Here is a 21,870-nt window from a genome sequence, read left to right on the forward strand (position 1 = left end):
TCACGTCCGGTCCATATGGGCGGCGGTGAACAGGCCCGGCAACAGGTCGCGCACCGTCATGGCAAGCGACTTTCCGTCGGTCGTGCACAGGGTGACGACCACGTCCTGTCCGGCGAATTCCGCGATCTTCTGCCGGCAACCGCCGCAGGGCGGAACCGGTTCGGGGCTGTCGGCGATCACCAGCACCTCGGCAATGACCGTCTCGCCGGCGGCAACCATCGCGGCGATTGCACCTGCCTCGGCGCAGGTGCCTTCGGGATAGGCGACATTCTCGACATTGCACCCCGAATAGACCTGCCCCGAGGCCGCGCGGATCGCCGCGCCGACCTTGAAGCGGGAATAGGGGGCATAGGCGTTCTCGCGAACGGCGGTGGCGGTCTCGAGCAGCGACATGCGGGCACCTTCGGATTATTGACCAACTGTGAGGCGCGGCGGAAGCGGATGCAAGCCATGCCTGCCGACGGCTCGGGCGGTCAGGGGTAGACGGGGGTTTTGCACCCCCGGCCCCGGATTGCATCCGGGGCTCCCCCGCAGGATATTTGTGAACAGAAGAAGATCAGAGTCGCTTCGTTTCGAATGTGCCGGGCAAGGATACTTCCAGCAGTTCGAGATCATCTGTTGGATCGGCGTAGCGTGTCGCCATCCCAGGCGGAATGACAAAGGCGTCACCGGCCGACAGGCGATAGGGATCCTTCCCCTCACCTTCCAGCGTCATGCCGCCGTTCATGACGAAGGTGAAGAGGATATCGCCGTCATGGCTGGTCCAGCACGTCTCGCCGCCATCCGGACGGGCGACCATGACCGAGGCGACGCCCCTCGTATTGGCGTTGATCGTGGTGTCGCGGGCAACGAAGCCCGGCAGGCGGAAGGGATGGAAGGTGCCCTCCTTGCCGATGTTGTGAACAAAGCGCTGGCCGTCCCATTCGCGATCCGGGCGCAGATGCGGGGTCGGCAGGATCATCTCGTGGTCGATCTCGGTGACATGTTCGGCGGGAACGCCGATCTCGATCACCTCGATCCCGTCACCCGATTCAACCACACGATGGCGGATCTGAGGCGGCTGAATGAAGCAGTCCCCCGCATGGATGCGGCGCAGACCGCCCTGATCCTCGTAAAGCACGTCGACCCAGCCCTTGATGCAGAAGATCAGCTGGAAGCCGACCTTGTGGAAATGGACCATGTCGGGAACCTTGCCGTCAGGCACGCGGATATGGCTGGCGATCACAGCGCCACCAAGGCGCGACGGCACGAGATCGCGATACTCCATCCCCGCCCGGCCGATGATCCACGGGGCCTGATCGGCCAGGCGACGGACGACGAAGGCGTGTTCGGTAGGCGGCAGAACCAACGGCGGGTCCAACTCGTCAATTTCGATCCGGGTGCCGTTTGGCGCGGTGAGTTCGCGCTTTCCCTCCGCAATGCTGTCCGGGTCGTCGGTGAGGATGCGCAGCGTCCCCGGCGCTTCGGGTGCGCCCTTCTGGATACGCAGGCGCAGGCCATGACCGGACAAGACGGCGACTTCGGGGTTGTCCGCCGGATAGATCATGTCCAGGCGCATACCGAGCGTCTTCATGTAGAATGGAAGATCGTGGCGCAGCTCTTGCGTCGGCAGACGGATCTCGGCCCGGGTTTCGGTCATGATCACCTCCCTTTTGGTTGCCGCCGACAGTGGTGCGGCATTCTGGGATTTGCAAGGAGGGCCGAAAGCTGTATCCGGAAAGGGAGAGATTGCAGAGCGGTGGAGATAGTTTAACGCTAAACCATCGCAAAGGGAGGACGCCATGGACGAGGCCCACACCAACGCCCGGCAGGCTGCGCTTGACTATCACGAACTGCCCAAGCCCGGCAAACTGGAGATCCGCGCAACCAAACCGCTGGCCAATGGCCGCGACCTGAGCCGCGCCTATTCGCCCGGCGTCGCCGAGGCCTGTCTCGAGATCAAGGCAGATGCGGCGACCGCCAGCCGCTACACCGCACGCGGCAACCTTGTGGCCGTCGTCACGAACGGCACCGCGGTTCTGGGGCTTGGCAACATCGGGGCGCTCGCGTCCAAGCCGGTGATGGAAGGCAAGGCCGTCCTCTTCAAGAAGTTCGCCAATATCGACTGCTTCGACATCGAGTTGAACGAACCCGATCCCTACCGTCTGGCGGATATCGTCTGCGCGCTGGAGCCGACCTTTGGCGCGATCAACCTCGAGGACATCAAGGCGCCCGACTGCTTTATCGTCGAGAAGCTTTGCCGCGAACGGATGAACATCCCCGTCTTCCACGACGACCAGCACGGTACGGCAATCGTCGTCGGCGCCGCGGCGACCAACGCGCTGCATGTCGCCGGCAAGCGCTTTGACCAGATCAAGGTCGTCTCGACTGGCGGCGGGGCGGCAGGCATCGCCTGCCTCAACATGCTGCTGAAGCTGGGCGTCAAGCGCGAGAATGTCTGGCTGTGCGATCTGGCGGGCCTTGTCTACAAGGGTCGCGAGGCCGAGATGACGCCGCAGAAGGCGGACTATGCGCAAGGCACCGAACCGAAGACGCTGGCCGAGGTGATCGAGGGCGCGGACCTGTTCCTGGGCCTGTCCGGCCCCGGCGTCCTGAAACCCGAAATGGTCGCGAAGATGGCACCGAAGCCCATCGTCTTCGCGCTTGCAAACCCAACGCCCGAAATCCTGCCGGAAGAAGTTCGGAAGGTGGCCCCGGAGGCCATCATCGCGACGGGCCGGTCAGACTATCCGAACCAGGTGAACAACGTCCTTTGCTTCCCGTTCATTTTCCGCGGAGCACTTGATGTAGGCGCGACCCAAATCAACGATGCCATGCAAATCGCCTGCATCGACGGTATCGCCCAACTGGCACGAGCCACCACAAGCGCCGAAGCCGCAGCGGCCTATCAGGGCGAGCGCCTGAACTTCGGCCCTGACTACCTGATCCCCAAGCCCTTCGACCCGCGTCTGATCGGGGTTGTCGCCTTCGCCGTGGCCAAGGCGGCGATGGAAACCGGCGTCGCAACCCGGCCGATCGCCGACCTAGAGGCCTATCGCGAGCGGCTGGACGGGTCGGTCTTCCGCTCGGCTCTCATCATGCGCCCGGTCTTCGAGGCCTCGCGCGACGCCCATCGCAAGATCGTCTTCGCCGAGGGCGAGGACGACCGCGTGCTGCGAGCGGCTCTCGCGATGATCGAGGAAACCGATGACAGCCCGATCCTGATCGGTCGCCCCGACGTGGTGTCGGCGCGCTGCGAACGCCTTGGCCTGCCGATCCGCCCCGAGCGCGATTTCCAACTGGTCAACCCCGAGAATGACCCGCGCTATCGCGACTACTGGGGCACTTATCACGAACTGATGGCCCGCCGCGGCGTGACCCCGGACATTGCGCGCGCAGTCATGCGCACCAACACCACCGCAATCGCCGCGATCATGGTCCATCGCGGCGAGGCCGACAGCCTGATCTGCGGCACCTTCGGTCAGTACCTCTGGCACCTGAACTACGTCCGCCAGATCCTGGCCCGTGGGGGACTGTCACCCATCGGGGCGCTCAGCCTGATGATCCTGGAAGACGGACCTCTCTTCATTGCCGATACCCATGTCCACCCCGAACCGACCCCCGTCGAAATCATGAACACCGTGATCGGCGCGGCGCGGCATGTGAAACGCTTCGGCCTTGTCCCCAAGATCGCCCTCTGCTCGCATTCGCAATTCGGCAACCTCGATTGCGACACCGGGCGGCGGATGCGGCAGGCGATGGAAATGCTGGATGCCCGCGAGCCCGATTTCGCCTACGAGGGCGAGATGCATACGGACTCGGCGCTCGATCCGGCGATCCGGGCACGCATCTTTCCGCAGTCGCGCTTCGACGGGCCCGCGAACGTGCTGGTCTTCGCCAACGCCGATGCGGCATCTGGCGTGCGCAACATCCTGAAGATGAAGGCAAACGCTCTGGAAGTCGGGCCGATCCTGATGGGCATGGGCAACAAGGCACATATCTGCACGCCTTCCGTCACGGCGCGTGGACTGTTGAACATGTCCGCTCTCGCAGGAACTCCGGTCACCCACTACTCCTGACGTCTGACCTCCGTTAGCGCAAAACGTGACGCAGGGTCGCAGCCGCGGCCTTGCTAAAAACTTGCGCGGCGCGCTGACTGACGCATAACAGACGCATTCCGGGAGGAGGGTATACAATGGCATACGCTGAGATCTACGGGCGGTCGAAATCTGATCCCGAGGGATTCTGGATGGACGCCGCCGGCGCAATTGACTGGATCCGCAAGCCGACCCATGCGCTGTTTGCCGACCGCGCCCCCTTCTATGAATGGTTTTCCGACGGCATGGTGAACACCTGCTGGAACGCCGTCGACCGGCATGTGCTCGCGGGTAGGGGGGACCAGCCGGCCATCATCCACGACAGCCCCGTCACCCATTCCAAGCGCGTCATCACCTATGCCGAGCTTCAGTCCCGCGTCGCAAGCCTGGCCGGGGCGCTGAAGGCCAAAGGCATCACCAAGGGCGATCGGGTCATCATCTACATGCCGATGGTGCCAGAGGCGCTGGAGGCGATGCTGGCCTGCGCGCGGCTCGGGGCGATCCACTCGGTCGTCTTCGGCGGCTTTGCCGCGGCAGAGCTGGCGGTGCGGATCGACGACTGCACACCCAAGGCGATCATCGCCGCCTCCTGCGGGATCGAGCCTGGCCGCGTCGTGCATTACAAGCCGCTTCTCGACGGCGCGATCGACATGGCGACCCACAAGCCCGAGTTCTGCGTGATCCTCCAGCGCGAGCAGGAAGTGGCAAAGCTTGTCGAGGGCCGCGACGTGGCCTGGCACAGCTTCCAGTATGGCGTCGAACCTGCCGACTGCGTGCCGGTCGAAGGCAACCACCCGGCCTATATCCTGTACACTTCTGGAACGACCGGCGCGCCGAAGGGCGTCGTCCGCCCGACCGCGGGCCACCTGGTTGCGCTGTCCTGGACGATGCGCGCCATCTACAATGTCGGGGTCGGTGATGTTTTCTGGGCCGCGTCCGATGTCGGTTGGGTCGTCGGCCACAGCTATATCTGCTACGGCCCGCTGATTTCCGGCTGCACGACCATCGTCTTCGAAGGCAAGCCCGTCGGCACGCCCGATGCCGGCACCTTCTGGCGCGTGATCGATGAATATGGCGTCAAGAGCTTCTTCACCGCGCCGACAGCGCTGCGCGCCATCAAGCGCGACGATCCCGAAGGCAAGCTCGTCGAAAAGTACGATACGTCCGCGCTTCAGGCGCTGTATCTGGCCGGCGAGCGCGCGGATCCCGATACGATCCTGTGGGCGCAGCGCCATCTTAACGTGCCGGTGATCGACCACTGGTGGCAGACCGAAACCGGCTGGGCCATTGCCGGCAACCCGCTCGGGATTGAGCCTTTGCCGGTCAAGATCGGCTCGCCATCGGTGCCGATGCCCGGCTACGACGTGCAGGTGCTCGATGAGGGCGGCCATCCGGTGCCCGCTGGAACGCTCGGCGCGATCGCGATCAAGCTGCCGCTGCCTCCCGGCACGCTGCCCACGCTCTGGAATGCCGAGGCACGCTTCCGCAAGAGCTACCTCGACCATTTCCCCGGCTATTACGAGACGGGCGATGCCGGCTATATCGACGAGGACGGATACCTCTACATCATGGCCCGGACCGATGACGTCATCAACGTCGCCGGTCACCGCCTGTCCACCGGCGCGATGGAAGAGGTTCTGGCCAGCCACCCCGATGTCGCCGAATGCGCCGTGATCGGCGTGTCGGACACGCTGAAAGGCCAGTCGCCGCTCGGCTTCCTGTGCCTCAACCGCGGCTCGACCCGGCACCACGAGGACGTGGTCAAGGAATGCGTGAAGCTGATGCGGGAAAAGATCGGGCCGGTGGCGGACTTCAAGAAGGCCGTTGTCGTCGAACGCCTTCCCAAGACCCGCTCTGGCAAGATCCTGCGCGGCACGATGGTCAAGATTGCCGACGGAACCGAATGGAAGATGCCGGCGACGATTGATGATCCCGCGATTCTTGACGAGATCACCCAGGCGCTGATGACGCTCGGTTACGCTAAGGCGACCTGAACGCTCACGCGTTCGGACAGAGATGACGACTGGCCGATTTCTGGCATCGGCCAGTCTTACTTGCGTAAAGCAACCTTTTCCTCCCGACCGACTTTTCCGGATTGAGCATTCGTGCTCAAACTCGGCTGCTCTGCGCGCCCGCGGCTTCAGCCGGGTGAATTCGCGGTTGGATGGCAGGCTGTGGTCGCGTAACGTCGCAGCAGAATGCAATCAACGCGCGATATTCGGTCGCCTTCGGGCGGTATTGGCAAGGGGTCCGGCACGGCGCCGCTGGCCCTTCTTGTGGTCGAAGGCGCGGCTGCCCTTCGCGCAGTCTATCAGTCGGTCCTGACCCGTGCGGGCCATGCGGTCACAGCCGTTGCTACGGGGCACGAAGCTCTGGCAGTTCTGGCCTCCCGATTGCCGGATCTGATCTTGCTCGACCTCAAGCTGCCGAACGAGAACGGTCTCGAAGTCGTCTCCAGCATCCGCAGCCGCTATCCCGACGCGCGGATCATCGTCATGGCCTCGGATGGCTCGGTCAGTCTGGCGGTCGAGGCGATGCGGGCAGGCGCGCACGACTTCCTGGTGAAGCCATTCGATGAATCGCGTTTTCTTGCCGCTGTCGAAAGCGCGGTCTCCTCCGAACACCGACCGACCCGGCCCGTCCGGCACGATCACCCGTCCGGTCCGGGCGACCTGTTCCTTGGCTCTTCCGCATCGATGTCGAGAGTGTTCGAGCGGATCAAGTCTGTCGCCCCCTCGATGGCTTCGGTCTTCATCACCGGCGAAAGCGGGACAGGAAAGGAACTCTGCGCACAGGCGATCCACGAGTCCTCTGCCAGGGCGGGTGGTCCTTTCGTGCCGTTGAACTGCGGCGCCATTCCGCAGGACCTGCTGGAATCCGAGGTCTTCGGCCATGTGAAGGGCAGCTTCACCGGCGCCATCGCCGACAAGGCGGGCGCGGCGGTGGCAGCAGATGGCGGAACACTCTTTCTCGACGAGATCTGCGAGATGGAGATCGGGCTGCAGACCAAGCTCCTGCGCTTTCTCCAAACCTCGACCGTGCAACCGGTGGGCGCCACCAAGCCACGCAAGGTCAATGTCCGGATCATCTGCGCCACGAACCGCGACCCGATGGAAGAAGTCCGGCGCGGAAGGTTCCGCGAGGATCTCTACTATCGCCTTTATGTCGTCCCGATCCACATGCCGCCCCTGCGCGATCGCGGCAACGACGTCATCGAGATCGCCGAAGCGGCGCTTGCCCGCTTCGCCGCGGAAGAGGGCCGGCAGTTCGACGGTCTCGACGACGACGTGAGGACCCTGTTCCGCCGCCTTCACTGGCCCGGCAACGTGCGCCAGCTGCTCAACGTCATTCGCAACGTCGTGGTCCTGAATTCCGGCGGCAAGGTGAGCCTTGGCATGCTGCCCTTCGAGATGGTCCATGACATCGAGACGCTGCCGGTCGAGGCGACACCAGCTGATCCGATCCGGATCGAACCGGGACCGGACGACCTGATCGGTCGGCCACTGGCCGAGATCGAACGGCTGGTGATTGAGGCGACAATCTCGCGCTACGGCGGATCCGTCCCCAAGGCGGCGCGGGTGCTCGACGTGTCGCCCTCCACTCTCTACCGCAAGCTTGAAAGCTGGTCCGGCCGGAAGGGCTGATCCTCAGCCGATGATCTCGAACCGATCCACATCGACCATACCATGGTCGGTGATCTTCAGATGCGGAATCACCGGCAGGGCAAGGAAGGCAAGTTGCAGGAAGGGCTCCTCAAGTATCACGCCCAGTGATTTCGCGGCAGCGCGCAGGCCGACCAGCCTGTCCCGGACGATCTCGAATGACTCCAGGCTCATCAGCCCGGCGACAGGCAGTGGCAACTCTGCCAGCACCCGCCCTCCCTCGACCACAACGAACCCGCCCTCGATCTCGACCAGCCGATTGGCAGCCAGGGCCATGTCGGCATAATCCGCCCCCACCACCGCGATATTGTGATGGTCGTGGCAGATCGTCGATCCGATCGCCCCACGCTTGAGGCCGAACCCCTTCACGAAACCAGTCGCGCGGTTGCCGTTCACCCCGTGCCGCTCGATCACCGCAATCTTCACCAGGTCGCGGGCAAGGTCAGGCCGCTTGTCGCCATTTTCGGGCGGGATGTCGAAGGTCAGATGCTCGGTGATGATCTTCCCGGGCAGGATGCCGATTACCGGCGTCTCGGCACGGTTGCCCGCGGTACGAAAATCCTCGGCCTTCAGGACCGCCGACTTGACGGATGCGCGGGCAACCGGCGGCACGATGCGGCGCTTGGCGAAGGCCACCTCATCCGCGATGACACCCCCGGCGAGGACCAGCGCCGCATGGCAACCCTCAAGACTGTCGATCACCGCGATGTCGGCACGCTTGCCGGGCGCGATCAGCCCGCGATCCTTCAGGCCAAAGGCCTCGGCCGCCGAAAGGCTCGCCGCGCGATAGACGGCCAGCGGCGGGCAGCCAAGCGCGATGGCCGTGCGGATCATGTGGTCGAGATGGCCATGCTCGGCAATATCGAGCGGGTTGCGGTCATCGGTGCAGAGGCACAGATAGGGTGAATTCCGCTCGGTCAGGATCGGTGCGAGCGCATGCAGATCCTTGCTGACCGATCCTTCGCGGATCAGCACCCGCATCCCCTTGCGCAGCTTTTCCAGCGCCTCTCCGGCCGTCGTCGCCTCGTGCTCGGTGCGGATGCCGGCTGCGAGGTAGCCGTTCAGCTCTTTGCCGGACAGAAGCGGCGCGTGACCGTCGATATGGCGGCCGCGAAAGGCGCCAAGCTTGGCGAGGCAACCCTCGTCCTTCATCAGGACGCCGGGATAGTTCATGAACTCTGCCAGCCCCAGCGTCCTCGGGTGATCCATCAGCGGGATCAGATCCTCCGCCTCAAGCCGGGCACCAGCGGTTTCCATATGCGTCGAGGGCACGCAGGACGACAGCTGTACCCGCAGGTCAAGGACGGTTTCCACCGCAGATTCAAGGAAATAACGTATTCCGGTCAGGCCGCAGACATTGGCGATCTCATGCGGGTCGCAGATCGCTGTGGTGATCCCGCGAGGCGTCACACAGCGGTCGAACTCGAAGGGCGTGACCAGCGAGCTTTCGATGTGCAGGTGTGTGTCGATGAAGCCCGGAACCAGAACCTTTCCCTGGCAGTCGATCTCGCGCTTGCCCGCGTAGGTTCCGAACGTGCCGACGATGGTATCGCCGCAGATCGCGACATCGGTCTCGACCAACTCCCCAGTGACCAGATCGAACATCCGGCCGCCCTTCAGCACCAGATCGGCAGGCACAACACCCCTGCCCTGATCGATAAGGTCGGCAAGGGCGGATCTGGTCATCGGCGGTCTCCTTTCCCAGCAGTGAAGCGCAAGGTCGTCGGGGCGTCCAGCGCATTCGGGGTTGCGGTTGGGCCGCGACCGGCTATCACCGCAACATCCGCTTCAGGAGATAGCGATGCGCCCGCTGCGCGGCATCTCGTTAAAGATCGCCTCCGTCCTCGTCTTCATCATCATGGCGGCGATCATCAAGATCACCGCCGAGCATGTGCCGCCGGGACAAGCCGTGTTCTTTCGGTCCTTCTTCGCCATTCCCGTGATCCTTGGCTGGCTCCTGTGGCGCCGCGAGCTTTCGAAAGGTGTGAAGACCGCGCAGCCGATGGGCCATTTCTGGCGGGGCGCGATGGGCACCATCGCCATGGGCCTGGGCTTTGCCGGTCTGGGATTCCTGCCCCTGCCCGAAGTCACGGCAATCGGCTATGCCGCCCCGCTGCTGACCGTCGTCTTCGCGGCAATGTTCCTGGGCGAGGACGTACGCGTCTTCCGACTGTCGGCCGTCGGACTAGGCTTGATCGGTGTCATGATCGTGCTGTCGCCCCGGATGACCAGCCTGAAGGACGGCGAGGTCGAACTTGCCGAAACGCTTGGCGCGGTGCTGGTGCTGGGCGGCGCACTGTTCGCGGCGCTGGCGCAGGTCTTCGTCCGAAAACTCGTCGATACCGAACCGACCGCGACCATCGTCTTCTGGTTCTCGGTTACGGCATCTCTCCTGTCGCTTCTGACGCTGCCCTTCGGCTGGGTGTGGCCGACCGGGACCGAAGCATTACTCCTGGTCTGCGCGGGGCTTCTGGGTGGCGTCGGCCAGATCCTTTTGACCTCGAGCTACCGCGAGGCGGATGCCTCGGTCGTAGCGCCGTTCGAATATGTCTCGATGATCTTCTCGCTTCTCTTCGGCTACTTCCTCTTTGGCGAACTGCCGACCTGGACGATGTTGGGGGGAGCGGCGCTCATCGTTGCGGCGGGGATCCTCATCATCTGGCGCGAGCGGAAACTGGGGATCGAACGGGCAAGGCAGCGCAAGTCGATGACGCCGCAGGGTTGAGAGGCCAGATCAACTCCTGAGCCCAAGGGATTGACCCGGCTTGTCCTTCTGGCCGAAAAAGGGGAAAGACCAACCCTTCCGCCGGCGTCCGGGCCGGCCCCAGAAAGATTGGATCGCACCGCTGATGTCCCCCGCCCTGATCGCGGCGCTTCCCTTCCTAGGCGCGCTTCTGCCCGGTCTGATGATCCGGGCGGGCCGCGACGCCTGCGCGCTGTCGGCAGCCTTCTTCACCGGGCTGGCGCTTTTGATGCTTGGGCTCAACGTGCCGACGGTACTGGCAGGCGGGGTGGTCGAAACGCGGATCGACTGGTTGCCGCAGATCGGACTGAACGCGAATTTCCGGCTGGACGGACTCGGCCTGATGTTTGCCGGGCTGATCCTTGGCATTGGGCTGCTGATCATCCTCTACGCCCGCTTCTACCTGTCCAAGGCCGACCCGATGGGTCAATTCTTCACCTACCTGATGCTGTTCCAGGGCGCGATGGTGGGGATTGTTCTGTCGGACAACATCCTGCTTTTGCTGGTGTTCTGGGAACTGACCTCGCTCTCGTCCTTCCTGTTGATCGGCTATTGGAAGCATCTGCCCGAGGGGCGGCAGGGCGCGCGGATGGCGCTGACCGTCACCGGGCTCGGCGGCCTGTCGATGATCGCAGGCATGCTGATCCTCGGTCAGATCGCGGGCAGCTATGACCTGAGCGTGATCCTGACGCAGAAGGCGGCCATCCAGTCATCGCCCCTCTACGTCCCCGCGCTGCTGCTGATCCTGCTTGGCTGCTTCACCAAGTCGGCGCAGTTCCCCTTCCACTTCTGGCTGCCCCGCGCCATGGCGGCACCGACACCGGTTTCGGCCTATCTGCACTCGGCCACGATGGTGAAGGCCGGCATCTTCCTGATGGCGCGGCTCTGGCCCGTGCTGGCGGGGACGGAGGCGTGGTTCTACATCGTCGCCACCACCGGCCTGGTGACCCTGCTCGTCGGCGCCAAGATCGCGCTCTTCAAGGACGACCTGAAGGCGCTGCTCGCCTATTCGACCGTCAGCCATCTTGGCCTCATCACCATGCTTCTGGGCTTTGGCACAGCCGAGGCGGCAACAGTCGCGGTGTTCCACATCCTGAACCATGCAAGCTTCAAGGCCGCGCTGTTCATGACCGCCGGCATCGTCGATCACGAGGCGCATACCCGCAACATCCGCCGCCTCGGCGGTCTGCGCCACCTGATGCCGATCACTTTCGTCATCGGCACGATCGGCGCGCTGGCGATGGCAGGCATCCCGCCGCTGAACGGTTTCCTGTCGAAAGAGATGATGCTGGAAGAGACGACGCATGTCGTCTGGGCCGGTCAGGCCTGGCTAGTGCCGCTGCTCGCTACCATCGGCGCGCTTCTGTCCGCCGCCTATTCCTATCGCTTCATCGCCCATGTCTTCCTCGGCCCTGTGCGCGACGACTATCCGCACAAACCCCACGACCCCGGCTTGGGCTTCTGGGCAGCGCCAGCGCTGCTCTGCGCCATTGCGGTGGTCGGCGGCCTTGCCCCGATGGCCTTGTTCGGCTGGATCGTCGATGCCGGCGCTACGGCTGTCACCGGCGAGGCGGTGCATGTTCATCTGAAGCTCTGGCATGGCGTGACGCCGGCGCTCTGGATGTCGATCATCGCGCTGCTGGGTGGTCTTGTGGTGCTGGCAGCCTTCGCGCCGCTCGACCGCCTGTGGCTCGCCGCGCCGAAGCCCGATGCCAAGCGGATGTTCGATGGAGTGGTGGGCGGCATCCGCAGGGCCTCCCTGGGCATGACCGATCGCCTGCATGACGGTTCTATGTCGCGTGCCTTCGCCATCGGAACGGCCGCGATGCTGGCAGCGGGTCTCTGGGCCTTCCTTGGCGGTGCCTATGTGCCCGGCACCCGTATTGGTGCACCGATGGACCCGCTGGCGGTGGCTGGCTGGCTGCTGCTTGTCGCCGCCACGGTCGCGCTTCTGTTTCTGCACCGCAACCGGCTGCTCGCCCTACTTCTTCTGGGGATTGTCGGCCTGATCGTTTCGGTGACCTTCGCCTACCTCTCCGCCCCGGACCTTGCCCTGACCCAGATCTCGGTCGAGGTGGTGACGATCATCCTGCTGCTCCTTGCGCTGAACTTCCTGCCGAAGGAGACGCCGCGCGAAAGCAGCCCGTCGCGGCGCGGGCGCGACGCGGTGTTGGCGGGCGCTGTCGGGCTTGCCGTGGGCGCGCTGGCCTATGCGCTGATGACGCGGGATTTCGCCTTCCCCTCGATCGCCGCCTTCCATATCGACAATGCCAAGCCGGGCGGCGGCGGCACCAATATCGTCAACGTCATCCTTGTCGATTTCCGCGGCTACGACACCTATGGCGAGCTCACGGTCCTGGGCATCGCGGCACTCGTCATCCATGCGCTGGCCGAAGCGCTTCTGAAGGGCGGGGCGGCGAATGACCGCCTGCTGGCCTGGAAACCTGAAACGCCGGAGGCCGGCGACCGCCACCCGATGATGCTGGTTGTGGTTACCCGAATCCTTCTGCCCCTGATCCTGATGGTGGGCGTGTTCATCTTCCTGCGCGGCCATAACCAGCCGGGCGGCGGCTTCGTGGCGGGCCTCGTGATCGCCATCGGCTTCGTCATGCAATACATGGCCTCCGGCTTTGGCTGGGCGGCAGCGCGGATGCGGATCGACTTCCACGTGCTGATCGCGCTAGGCATCTTGATCGCCACGGCAACCGGTGCCGGCGCCTGGTTCAACGGGCTGCCCTTCCTGACCTCGGCCTACGGCTATGTCCACCTGCCGCCGCTTGAGGAGTTCGAGTTGGCGACTGCCGCCTTGTTCGATCTTGGCGTGTTCCTTGCGGTTCTTGGTGCGGTGATGCTGGCGCTCGCCTCGATCTCGCGCCTGGCGGTGCGGGCGGGCGAGACGGTGAATGCCCGCCCCTTCGACATCGACCCTTCGGACAGGAGGGGCTGATATGGAGCTGCTTGTCGCCTCGGCCATCGGGCTTCTTACAGCGGGCGGGGTCTATCTGATCCTGCGGCTGCGGACCTTTCCCGTCATCGTCGGCCTGTCGCTCCTGTCCTATGCCGTCAACCTGTTCATCTTCGCCTCGGGCCGCCTTGCCATCGGGCTACCGCCGATCTGGTCGAAAACGGCGGCCGGCTATACCGACCCGCTGGTGCAGGCTCTGGTGTTGACCGCCATCGTCATTTCCTTCGGGATGACCGCAGTTATCGTGATGATGGGCCTTGGCGCCTATCTGGAGGCGGGCGACGACCGGATCGACATTGATCGCTCCGCCGCCGAAGAAAACGAGGATGCGCGGCGATGAACCACTGGATCATCGCTCCCGTCCTGCTTCCCGCCGTACTTGGTGCGCTGGCCGTGCTGGTCGCACGCCACGACATCCTGCTCCAACGGGTGATCGGGCTTGGAGGCACGCTCGCTCTGGCTGTGCTTGCCCTTGTGCTGATCTGCTCGACGACCCTGACCGGGCCTGAGGTCTATTTTCTTGGCGACTGGCCCGCGCCTTTCGGAATCGTGCTGGTTCTTGACCGCCTGTCTGCGCTGATGTTGCTGTTGACGGCCGCGCTGGCCTTGCCCGTCACCCTCTATGCAATTGGCACGGGCTGGGATGCGCGCGGGCGGCATTTCCATGCGCTGTTCCAGTTTCAGTTGATGGGGCTAAACGGCGCCTTCCTGACCGGCGACGCCTTCAACCTGTTCGTCTTCTTCGAGGTGCTGCTGATCGCCTCTTACGGGCTGATGATCCACGGCGGCGGCCGGAACCGGCTGAAGGCGGGCGTGCAATACGTGGCCTTCAACCTTGTCGGCTCGACCTTGTTCCTCTTTGCGCTGGCGACGATCTATTCGGTCACCGGCACTCTGAACATGGCGGATCTGGCGCAGAAGGTGGCAACCCTGCCCGAAGGTGACGCGGCGCTGATCAGGGTCGGCGCGGTGATGCTGCTTCTGGTCTTCGCCATCAAGGGGGCACTGGTACCCGTGCAGTTCTGGCTTCCGGGCACCTATGCCAACGCGCCGGGGCCGGTGGCGGCGCTGTTCGCGGTGATGACCAAGGTCGGGGCCTATTCGGTGATCCGGGTCTATACGCTGATCTTCCCACCCGTGACGCCCGCGACCGGCACGATGTTTGCCGATCTGATCCTGCCCGCCGGACTCGTCACGCTGATCCTCGGCGCGCTTGGAGTTCTGGGCGCGCGGTCGGTCGGCCGGATGGTGGCCTTTGCCGCCATCGCGTCGATGGGCACGCTGTTCACCGCCATATCTGTCTTCTCCCAGGCGGGAACGACCGCCGCCCTCTACTACCTGCTTCACTCGACGCTCGCGACAGCGGCGATGTTCCTGATCGCCGATCTGGCTGTTTCCCGCCGCGGCTCGGGGTCTCTGGCCGAGGCGCGCCCGTCCACCCCTCAATCAGGCCTGATCGCCGCGCTGTTCTTCGCCGGTGCCATCGCCATGGCGGGGATGCCGCCGCTGTCGGGTTTCCTTGGCAAGCTTCTGATCCTCGATGCGACCCGCGGCGACATGATGCTGGTCTGGCCGGTGATCCTGATCACCTCGCTTCTGATGATCGTCGGCTTCGCCCAGGCGGGGAGCCTCCTGTTCTGGAAGTCCTCGGCCATTCCGGCAGAGCCGGATCCCGAGCCGGAGGATCCGCCCGCCGCCCTGCCCTTTGTCGCCGTCGGGCTGCTTCTGATGCTTCTGACCGGGCTTACGGTCTTTGCCGGCCCGCTGACCGCATGGCTCGGCACGACTGTGGCGGAGCTTCATGCTCCAGCGCCCTACATCGCAGCCAATGCCTTGCCGGTGGGGGGATGAGGGCCGTGCTGCGCAAGCTTTTCCCCCATCCCTGGCTATCCGCCGCGCTGCTCGTCACCTGGTTCCTGCTGGTCAACCACGTGATGCTTGGCAGTCTTGTGTTGGCGTCCATCCTCGCCGTCCTGATCCCGATCGTGATCGCGGCCTTCTGGCCTAGCAGCGTGCCGATCCGCAACTTTCCCGCGATCCTCGAATTCGGCGCGGTCGTGCTGTGGGACATCATCGTCGCGAACTTCGTCGTGGCGCGGCTGGTGCTGTTCATGCCGAACGACCGGATGCAGCCGGCCTGGATCACCGTGCCACTGGACCTGACCGTGCCCGAAGGGATCGTGGTCCTCTCCGCCACCATTACTCTCACGCCCGGCACCGTGACTGCCGAGATGTCGGCAGATGGCCGTGCGCTTTTGGTCCATGCGCTCCACGCCCCCGACCCCGACGCGGTCCGGGACGAGATCAAGACCCGCTACGAGGCCCGCCTGAAGAGGATCTTCGGATGATGACCTATGCGCTTCTCTTTGCCATCGGCTGCTTCGGCATCGCGCTTCTGATGAACCTCTGGGTTGTCCTGCGCGCGCCCGGCCTTCCGGACAAGGTCCTGGCCGCCGACACGATGGTCATCAACATAATCGCGCTGATCGTGCTGCACGGGCTTCTGACTGGCAGCGGCGTGAACTTCGAGGCAGCGATGCTGTTTGCCATGACCGGCTTCGTCTCTACCGTCGCGTTCAGCAAGTTCATGCTGCGCGGGAACATCATCGAGTAAGGGGGCGGCCATGATCGCGGAAATCGTCATCTCGGCCCTTCTGGTCCTGGGTGGCCTGTTCGGGCTGGTCGGCAGCTTCGGTCTTCTGAAGCTGAACGATCCGATGAAGCGGCTGCATGGGCCCACCAAGGCGACAACCGTCGGGGTTGGCGCAACGCTTGTGGCCTCGGTGCTTTACTTCAAGCTGGTTCAAGGTCTGGTGACCTGGCAGGAGCTTCTGATCGTGGTCTTCCTGTTCATCACCTCGCCCGTGACTGCGCTGTTTCTGGCCAAGGCGCATCTGCACCGGAACATGAAGCCGTCAGACCTGCCGCCCACCGGCACGGCCCGCGGATGGGCGACCTTTGATGGCGATCCCGGCGACCGCGATGCCCGGCACCTCTGACAGGGTCAGAAAAGATGTGCGTTCAGGACAAGATGCGCGACGATGGCGGCCGCATAGCCAAGCGCGACGGCCCAGCTCCATTTCAGGTGGCTTGAGAAGGTATAGCCCTTCCGCGCAAGCCCCATCAGCGCCACCCCCGCCGCAGATCCGATCGACAAGAGCGATCCGCCCGTTCCGGCCGTCAGGGTGATGAGCAGCCACTGGCCATCGGACATCGACGGATCCATGGTCAGAACCGCGAACATCAGCGGGATGTTGTCGATGATCGCCGAAAGGGCACCGATGATGATGTTGGCGGACGTTGGACCGAGGCCGGTGTAAAGCACGTCGGACAGGAGCGAGAGGTAACCCAGAACACCAAGCCCGCCGACCGCGAAGATGATCCCGAAGAAGAACAGGAGTGTGTCCCACTCCACCCGCTGGACCTGGCTGAAGCTGTCCAGCACCATGTCCTCGTCACTCAGCCGGCTACCCTTGCGTTGCAGGAAATAGGACCAGACCTGCAGGTAGCCGAGGCCCAGCATCATCCCGAGCGCGGGCGGCAGATCGAGGAAGTTCTTGAACGCCACGGCCGTGACGATGGTCAGCGCAAACAGGACCGCGACACCGGTCATGCCCGGCTTGGCCCGCACCCGTTCGGTCATCGGCTCCGGTCGTGCCTGCGGCACGGCAAAATACATGAAGGCCGCCGGAACGATCCAGTTGATGGCAGAAGGCACGAACAGCTTGAAGAACTCGAAGAACTCGAGCTTGCCCTGCTGCCAGACCATCAGCGTCGTGATGTCCCCGAACGGGCAGAAGGCCCCGCCGGCATTGGCCGCGACCACGACCGAGACACAGCCGATGGCGATGAAGCGCGGGCTGTGCGACCCGAGCGCGATCACGACGGCTCCCATCACCAGCGCCGTCGTCATGTTGTCGAGCACCGAGGACAGGAAGAACGACAGGACTCCGGTCAACACGAACAGCTGGCGATAGCTCAGTCCGGCCTGCACCAGCCTCGCCCGCAGCACCTCGAAAGCGCGGCGCTCTTCCAGCGTGTTGACGTAGGTGATGGCGACCAGCAGGAACAGGAAAAGCTCGCCATATTCCTCGATGATCTCGGTCGCCTGGGCATGGGCTTCCGTGCTCATCCCGGCCGAGGAATAGGCAATTCCGATCAGCAGCCAGATTAGTCCGGCCGCTAGCATCACCGGCTTCGATTTTCGCAGGTGCGTCTTTTCCTCAAGCGTCACGAGGACATAGGCGACAACGAAGATGATGATCGACAGGAAGCCGGCCCAATGGGTGGTCAGATCAAGCATCTTGGGTCACGCTCCCTACTGTTAGGTCGGCGCAGTGCGCACGAAGGTCTGCGCCCGGTCAAGACCCTCGATCCCACTGCCATCGGCGATTTATTGACCAATTGGTAAAAATGATGAAGGCGTGGGGTCCTGCCGGCTTGCAACGGCAACCCTGCCCGTGCGAACCTTCCTGTTGCAGGAGCACCCGGAGGCCCCCCGTGCAGACCCACCCCACGCCAACCGTCGCGGCGACGGACCTGTTGCCGCAGGTCACCCATGTCCGCAATCCCGGGATGCCGCTTGACCTCGACTGGGTCGCCGGCGTGCAGGCCAACACCTCGGCCATCGAGCGGCGCTGCGCGACGCTGCCGGGGAGGCGGAGCGTCAAGAAGGAATTCCAGGCGGCGTGGCTCTTGAAGGCGATCTCGCTGATCGACCTGACCACGCTCTCCGGCGACGACACGCCCGGCCGGGTGCAGCGGCTTTGCGCCAAGGCGCGCCAGCCTGTGCGGGCGGACCTGCTCGAAGCGCTCGGCATGTCCGGCATCACGACCGGCGCGGTCTGCGTCTATCACGAAATGGTCGAGACCGCCGTCCGGGCGCTGGAAGGCACGAGCATCCCGGTCGCCGCCGTGTCCACCGGCTTCCCCGCTGGCCTGTCCCCCTACCGCCTGCGCATCGCCGAGATCGGCGAAAGCGTGAAGGCCGGCGCGCGCGAGATCGACATCGTCATCTCCCGCCGTCATGTGCTGACCGGCAACTGGCAGGCGCTCTACGACGAGATGGCCGAGATGCGCGAAGCTTGTGGCGAGGCGCATGTGAAGGCGATCCTCGCGACCGGCGAACTCGGGACGCTGCGGAATGTCGAACGCGCGAGCCTTGTCTGCATGATGGCGGGGGCGGATTTCATCAAGACCTCGACCGGCAAGGAGTCGGTGAACGCCACCCTGCCCGTCAGCCTGACGATGATCCGGGCGATCCGCGACTACGAGGACCGGACAGGCATCAAGGTCGGCTACAAACCGGCGGGCGGCATTTCCAAGGCCAAGGACGCGCTCGTCTACCTGTCGCTGATGAAGGACGAGCTTGGTCTGCCCTGGCTCCAGCCCGACCTGTTCCGCTTTGGCGCCTCCTCGCTTCTGGGCGACATCGAGCGCCAGCTCGAGCACTTCGTCACCGGCCGCTACTCGGCCGCCAACCGCCATCCGATGGGGTAAGCCATGACCATCCGCGACATCTTCCAGACGATGGACTACGGCCCTGCCCCCGAAGGGTCGGCCGAGGCGATGGACTGGCTGAAGGCTCACGACAACCGCTTTGGCCACTGGATCGACGGCGGCTGGACCAAGCCGCACCAGACCTTCGCCACGAAGAACCCCGCGACCGGCACCGAACTGGCGCAGGTCACGCAAGGGACCGAGGCCGATGTGGCCGCCGCCGTGAAGGCCGCGACGCGGGCGCAAGCGAAATGGGGGCGGACGCCGGGGCATGAGCGGGCACGCATCCTCTACGCCCTCGCCCGGCTGGTGCAGAAGCATTCGCGGCTGTTTGCGGTGCTCGAGACGCTGGACAACGGCAAGCCGATCCGCGAAAGCCGCGACATCGACGTGCCTCTGGTCGCGCGCCACTTCTATTACCACGCGGGTCTTGCCCAGCTGATGGACAGCGAGCTGCCGGGGATGGTGCCGGTCGGCGTCTGCGGCGCGGTGATCCCTTGGAACTTCCCGCTCCTGATGCTGGCATGGAAGGTGGCCCCGGCGCTGGCGGCGGGGAACACTGTCGTGCTGAAGCCCGCCGAATACACGCCCCTGACCGCGCTTCTCTTCGCCGAGATCAGCCGCGAGGCCGGGCTGCCGAAGGGCGCCTTGAACGTCGTGACCGGAGACGGAGCGACCGGCGCGGCGTTGGTTGCGGCAGATGTTGCGAAGGTGGCCTTCACCGGCTCGACCGAAGTCGGCCGACGCATCCGCGAGGCGACGGCGGGCTCGGGCAAGGCGCTGACCTTGGAGTTGGGCGGCAAGTCGCCCTACATCGTCTTCGACGACGCCGACCTCGACTCTGCCATCGAGGGGCTGGTGGATGCGATCTGGTTCAACCAGGGCCAGGTCTGCTGTGCCGGGTCCCGCCTTTTGGTGCAGGAAGGCGTGGCCGAGCGGTTCCACCAGAAGCTCAAGCGGCGAATGGATGGCCTTCGGATCGGCGATCCGCTGGACAAGTGCATCGACGTGGGCGCGGTGGTGGACCCGGTCCAGCTGGCCACGATCACCGCGATGGTCGATGGCAACACGGAAGGCGAGACCTACCGCGCCGCAACGCCCGTGCCAGCCGGCTGCTTCTACCCGCCGACGCTGATCACCGGCCTCTCCGCCTCGTCCCGGCTGATGCAGGAGGAAATCTTCGGCCCGGTCCTCGTCTCGATGACCTTCCGCACGCCGGAGGAGGCGGTGGCTCTGGCCAACAACACCCGTTACGGCCTTGCCGCCAGTGTCTGGACCGAGAACTTGAACCTCGCGCTCGACATTGCCCCAAAGATCAAGGCGGGCGTCGTCTGGGTGAATGCGACGAACCTGTTCGACGCCGCCGCTGGCTTTGGCGGGGTGCGCGAGTCTGGCTTTGGTCGCGAAGGTGGATGGGAGGGGCTCATGGCCTATCTCAAGCCCGCCGGAACAGCGAAACCACTGAAGCCCGTCGCCGCCGTGCCCGCTCCGAACGAAGCCGTCGTGGAAGGCATCGACCGCACCGCCAAGCTTTACATAGGCGGCAAGCAGGCACGGCCCGATGGCGGCTATTCCAAGGCGATCTGGTCCGCCCGGGGCAAGCTCCTCGGTCATGTCGGAATCGGCAACCGCAAGGACATCCGCAACGCGGTCGAGGCCGCCCATGCGGCGAAAGGCTGGGGCAAGGCCACCGGGCACAACCGGGCGCAGGTGATCTACTACATCGCCGAGAACCTGGCCGCCCGCTCGGCTGAATTCGCCGCGCGCCTGCGCGACATGACCGGGCGCTCGGGCGAGGCCGAGGTGGCAGCGTCGATCCAGCGGCTATTCACCTATGCCGCCTGGGCCGACAAATTTGACGGCGTGGCGAAGTCGGTGCCGATCCGGGGCGTGGCGCTGGCCATGAACGAACCCGTCGGCGTGATCGGCGCACTCTGCCCCGACGAGACGCCGCTTCTGGGTCTCGTCAGCCTGATGGCCCCGGCGATCGCCATGGGGAACGCGGTCGTCCTCGTGCCGTCCGAAGCCTTCCCGCTGGCCGCGACCGACCTCTACCAGGTGCTCGACACCTCCGACGTGCCGGGTGGCGTGGTCAATATCGTCACCGGAGGCCATGCGGAGCTGGCCAAGACTCTGGCGGGCCATATGGATGTCGATGCCGTCTGGTCCTTCTCGGCCGCCGACGTCTCGGGGCTGGTGGAGAAGGAAGCGGCCAGCAATCTGAAGCGCACCTGGGTCAATTACGGTCGCGCCCGCGACTGGACAGCAGAGGGAGAAGGCCGCGCTTTCCTGCGCGCGGCAACCGAGGTCAAGACGATCTGGGTTCCCTACGGAGAGTAGCTCTCAGGCCCGGCCCGCCGTCGAGGACAAGGTCAGCGGGTCGATCCCCATGCGGCGGAGCGCGGTCGACCATTTGCCGCCGTCGTCGGATGAAAACACCAGATCGGCCGGCGCATCGGCGGTCAGCCAGTCATTGCGGCCGATCTCCGCCTCGAGCTGCCCCGGCCCCCAGCCAGAGTAGCCAAGCGCCAAAAGCGCCGATTGCGGTCCATCCCCACGTGCAATGGCCGCCAGCACATCGAGCGTGGCCGTCATGCCGAAACCGCCCGGCACGTCCATCGTCGCCTTGTCGGCCCACCAGTCGCGAGAGTGCAGCACGAATCCGCGCCCCCGCTCGACCGGCCCGCCGAGATGAACGCGGATGTCACGCCCTTCGGGCACGCGAGGGATGTTCAGCTGGTCAAGCAGGCTGCCGAAGCTCAGTTCCGGCACGGGCTTGTTCACTACAAGCCCCATCGCGCCCTCGTCCGAATGCGCGCAGATCAGGATCACGCTGCGTTCGAAGCGTGGGTCGCCCATACCGGGCATGGCGACCAGAAGTTTGCCCGACAGATCCAATGTCATTCCTTGAAGATGGGCGCGGCG

17 protein-coding genes are annotated in these 21,870 nt (G+C 64.7%); 12 read left to right on the forward strand and 5 right to left on the reverse strand.

Translation table 11 applies throughout. The annotated features are described in order from the left end of the window. Window positions 1-393, reverse strand: coding sequence for a cytidine deaminase (locus L0V05_RS01165; RefSeq protein ID WP_234867586.1), 393 nt, complete (start codon window positions 391-393; stop codon window positions 1-3). Window positions 394-556: 163 nt separating this feature from the next. Beyond that, window positions 557-1,639 carry a cupin domain-containing protein gene (locus tag L0V05_RS01170; RefSeq protein ID WP_234867588.1) on the reverse strand — a complete coding sequence of 361 codons (1,083 nt, stop codon included), beginning with the start codon at window positions 1,637-1,639 and terminating at the stop codon, window positions 557-559. 142 nt (window positions 1,640-1,781) lie between these two features. Here L0V05_RS01170 and L0V05_RS01175 point away from each other — a divergent pair, with 142 nt between their 5' ends. The 3 genes from L0V05_RS01175 (at window position 1,782) to L0V05_RS01185 (ending at window position 7,720) form a co-directional block, all read left to right on the forward strand. Then, window positions 1,782-4,058, forward strand: coding sequence for an NADP-dependent malic enzyme (locus L0V05_RS01175; RefSeq protein ID WP_234867590.1), 2,277 nt, complete (start codon window positions 1,782-1,784; stop codon window positions 4,056-4,058). Between the two features lie 116 nt (window positions 4,059-4,174). After that, window positions 4,175-6,070: a propionate-CoA ligase PrpE gene (gene prpE, locus L0V05_RS01180; RefSeq protein WP_234867592.1), complete on the forward strand. Its 1,896-nt coding sequence runs from the start codon at window positions 4,175-4,177 to the stop codon at window positions 6,068-6,070. A gap of 204 nt (window positions 6,071-6,274) precedes the next feature. Beyond that, on the forward strand, window positions 6,275-7,720 hold the full coding sequence (locus tag L0V05_RS01185; RefSeq protein WP_234867594.1) for a sigma-54-dependent transcriptional regulator: 1,446 nt from the start codon (window positions 6,275-6,277) through the stop codon (window positions 7,718-7,720). A gap of 3 nt (window positions 7,721-7,723) precedes the next feature. On the opposite strand, the gene ade is transcribed toward L0V05_RS01185, so the two are convergent. Then, on the reverse strand, window positions 7,724-9,424 hold the full coding sequence (gene ade, locus L0V05_RS01190; RefSeq protein WP_234867596.1) for an adenine deaminase: 1,701 nt from the start codon (window positions 9,422-9,424) through the stop codon (window positions 7,724-7,726). 115 nt (window positions 9,425-9,539) lie between these two features. Between ade and L0V05_RS01195 the strand changes: the two genes are divergently transcribed. From L0V05_RS01195 to L0V05_RS01225, 7 genes are all read left to right on the forward strand, one after another. Beyond that, on the forward strand, window positions 9,540-10,463 hold the full coding sequence (locus L0V05_RS01195) for a DMT family transporter (RefSeq protein ID WP_234867598.1): 924 nt from the start codon (window positions 9,540-9,542) through the stop codon (window positions 10,461-10,463). A 124-nt stretch (window positions 10,464-10,587) separates the two neighbouring features. Then, window positions 10,588-13,428: a monovalent cation/H+ antiporter subunit A gene (locus tag L0V05_RS01200; RefSeq protein ID WP_234867600.1), complete on the forward strand. Its 2,841-nt coding sequence runs from the start codon at window positions 10,588-10,590 to the stop codon at window positions 13,426-13,428. Between the two features lies 1 nt (window position 13,429). Beyond that, on the forward strand, window positions 13,430-13,786 hold the full coding sequence (locus L0V05_RS01205) for a Na+/H+ antiporter subunit C (protein ID WP_234867602.1): 357 nt from the start codon (window positions 13,430-13,432) through the stop codon (window positions 13,784-13,786). Next, window positions 13,783-15,297 (forward strand): monovalent cation/H+ antiporter subunit D, encoded by a 1,515-nt coding sequence (locus tag L0V05_RS01210; RefSeq protein WP_234867604.1) that lies wholly within the window; start codon window positions 13,783-13,785, stop codon window positions 15,295-15,297. Before L0V05_RS01205 ends, L0V05_RS01210 begins: the two co-directional genes overlap by 4 nt. 5 nt (window positions 15,298-15,302) lie before the next feature. After that, a complete protein-coding gene (locus L0V05_RS01215) occupies window positions 15,303-15,794 on the forward strand; it encodes a Na+/H+ antiporter subunit E (RefSeq protein ID WP_234867607.1) in 492 nt (163 codons plus the stop codon). Continuing rightward, window positions 15,791-16,060, forward strand: coding sequence for a K+/H+ antiporter subunit F (locus tag L0V05_RS01220; RefSeq protein ID WP_234867609.1), 270 nt, complete (start codon window positions 15,791-15,793; stop codon window positions 16,058-16,060). Before L0V05_RS01215 ends, L0V05_RS01220 begins: the two co-directional genes overlap by 4 nt. A gap of 10 nt (window positions 16,061-16,070) precedes the next feature. Beyond that, window positions 16,071-16,445, forward strand: a complete 375-nt coding sequence (locus L0V05_RS01225; protein WP_234867611.1) for a Na+/H+ antiporter subunit G — start codon at window positions 16,071-16,073, stop codon at window positions 16,443-16,445. A 5-nt stretch (window positions 16,446-16,450) separates the two neighbouring features. On the opposite strand, the gene nhaD is transcribed toward L0V05_RS01225, so the two are convergent. Then, entirely contained in the window at window positions 16,451-17,749 is a 1,299-nt protein-coding gene (gene nhaD, locus L0V05_RS01230; RefSeq protein ID WP_234867613.1) for a sodium:proton antiporter NhaD, read from the reverse strand. Window positions 17,750-17,946: 197 nt separating this feature from the next. Here nhaD and deoC point away from each other — a divergent pair, with 197 nt between their 5' ends. Further along, entirely contained in the window at window positions 17,947-18,945 is a 999-nt protein-coding gene (gene deoC, locus L0V05_RS01235) for a deoxyribose-phosphate aldolase (protein WP_234867615.1), read from the forward strand. Window positions 18,946-18,948: 3 nt separating this feature from the next. Beyond that, complete coding sequence (locus L0V05_RS01240) at window positions 18,949-21,285, forward strand: aldehyde dehydrogenase family protein (protein ID WP_234867617.1); 2,337 nt, start codon at window positions 18,949-18,951, stop codon at window positions 21,283-21,285. 3 nt (window positions 21,286-21,288) lie between these two features. On the opposite strand, the gene L0V05_RS01245 is transcribed toward L0V05_RS01240, so the two are convergent. Then, window positions 21,289-21,843: a YqgE/AlgH family protein gene (locus L0V05_RS01245; protein WP_234869167.1), complete on the reverse strand. Its 555-nt coding sequence runs from the start codon at window positions 21,841-21,843 to the stop codon at window positions 21,289-21,291. Between the last annotated feature and the right edge of the window lie 27 nt (window positions 21,844-21,870).

Source organism: Alitabrizicola rongguiensis, assembly GCF_021491355.1.
GTDB lineage: Bacteria > Pseudomonadota > Alphaproteobacteria > Rhodobacterales > Rhodobacteraceae > Aliitabrizicola > Aliitabrizicola rongguiensis.

What these genes read in the sequence shown, in the direction of transcription:
- L0V05_RS01165 (WP_234867586.1), bottom strand. Translation starts at nt 393, where the DNA reads ATGTCGCTGCTCGAGACCGCCACCGCCGTTCGCGAGAACGCCTATGCC.
- L0V05_RS01170 (WP_234867588.1), bottom strand. Translation starts at nt 1,639, where the DNA reads ATGACCGAAACCCGGGCCGAGATCCGTCTGCCGACGCAAGAGCTGCGC.
- L0V05_RS01175 (WP_234867590.1), top strand. Translation starts at nt 1,782, where the DNA reads ATGGACGAGGCCCACACCAACGCCCGGCAGGCTGCGCTTGACTATCAC.
- prpE (WP_234867592.1), top strand. Translation starts at nt 4,175, where the DNA reads ATGGCATACGCTGAGATCTACGGGCGGTCGAAATCTGATCCCGAGGGA.
- L0V05_RS01185 (WP_234867594.1), top strand. Translation starts at nt 6,275, where the DNA reads ATGCAATCAACGCGCGATATTCGGTCGCCTTCGGGCGGTATTGGCAAG.
- ade (WP_234867596.1), bottom strand. Translation starts at nt 9,424, where the DNA reads ATGACCAGATCCGCCCTTGCCGACCTTATCGATCAGGGCAGGGGTGTT.
- L0V05_RS01195 (WP_234867598.1), top strand. Translation starts at nt 9,540, where the DNA reads ATGCGCCCGCTGCGCGGCATCTCGTTAAAGATCGCCTCCGTCCTCGTC.
- L0V05_RS01200 (WP_234867600.1), top strand. Translation starts at nt 10,588, where the DNA reads ATGTCCCCCGCCCTGATCGCGGCGCTTCCCTTCCTAGGCGCGCTTCTG.
- L0V05_RS01205 (WP_234867602.1), top strand. Translation starts at nt 13,430, where the DNA reads ATGGAGCTGCTTGTCGCCTCGGCCATCGGGCTTCTTACAGCGGGCGGG.
- L0V05_RS01210 (WP_234867604.1), top strand. Translation starts at nt 13,783, where the DNA reads ATGAACCACTGGATCATCGCTCCCGTCCTGCTTCCCGCCGTACTTGGT.
- L0V05_RS01220 (WP_234867609.1), top strand. Translation starts at nt 15,791, where the DNA reads ATGATGACCTATGCGCTTCTCTTTGCCATCGGCTGCTTCGGCATCGCG.
- L0V05_RS01225 (WP_234867611.1), top strand. Translation starts at nt 16,071, where the DNA reads ATGATCGCGGAAATCGTCATCTCGGCCCTTCTGGTCCTGGGTGGCCTG.
- nhaD (WP_234867613.1), bottom strand. Translation starts at nt 17,749, where the DNA reads ATGCTTGATCTGACCACCCATTGGGCCGGCTTCCTGTCGATCATCATC.
- L0V05_RS01240 (WP_234867617.1), top strand. Translation starts at nt 18,949, where the DNA reads ATGACCATCCGCGACATCTTCCAGACGATGGACTACGGCCCTGCCCCC.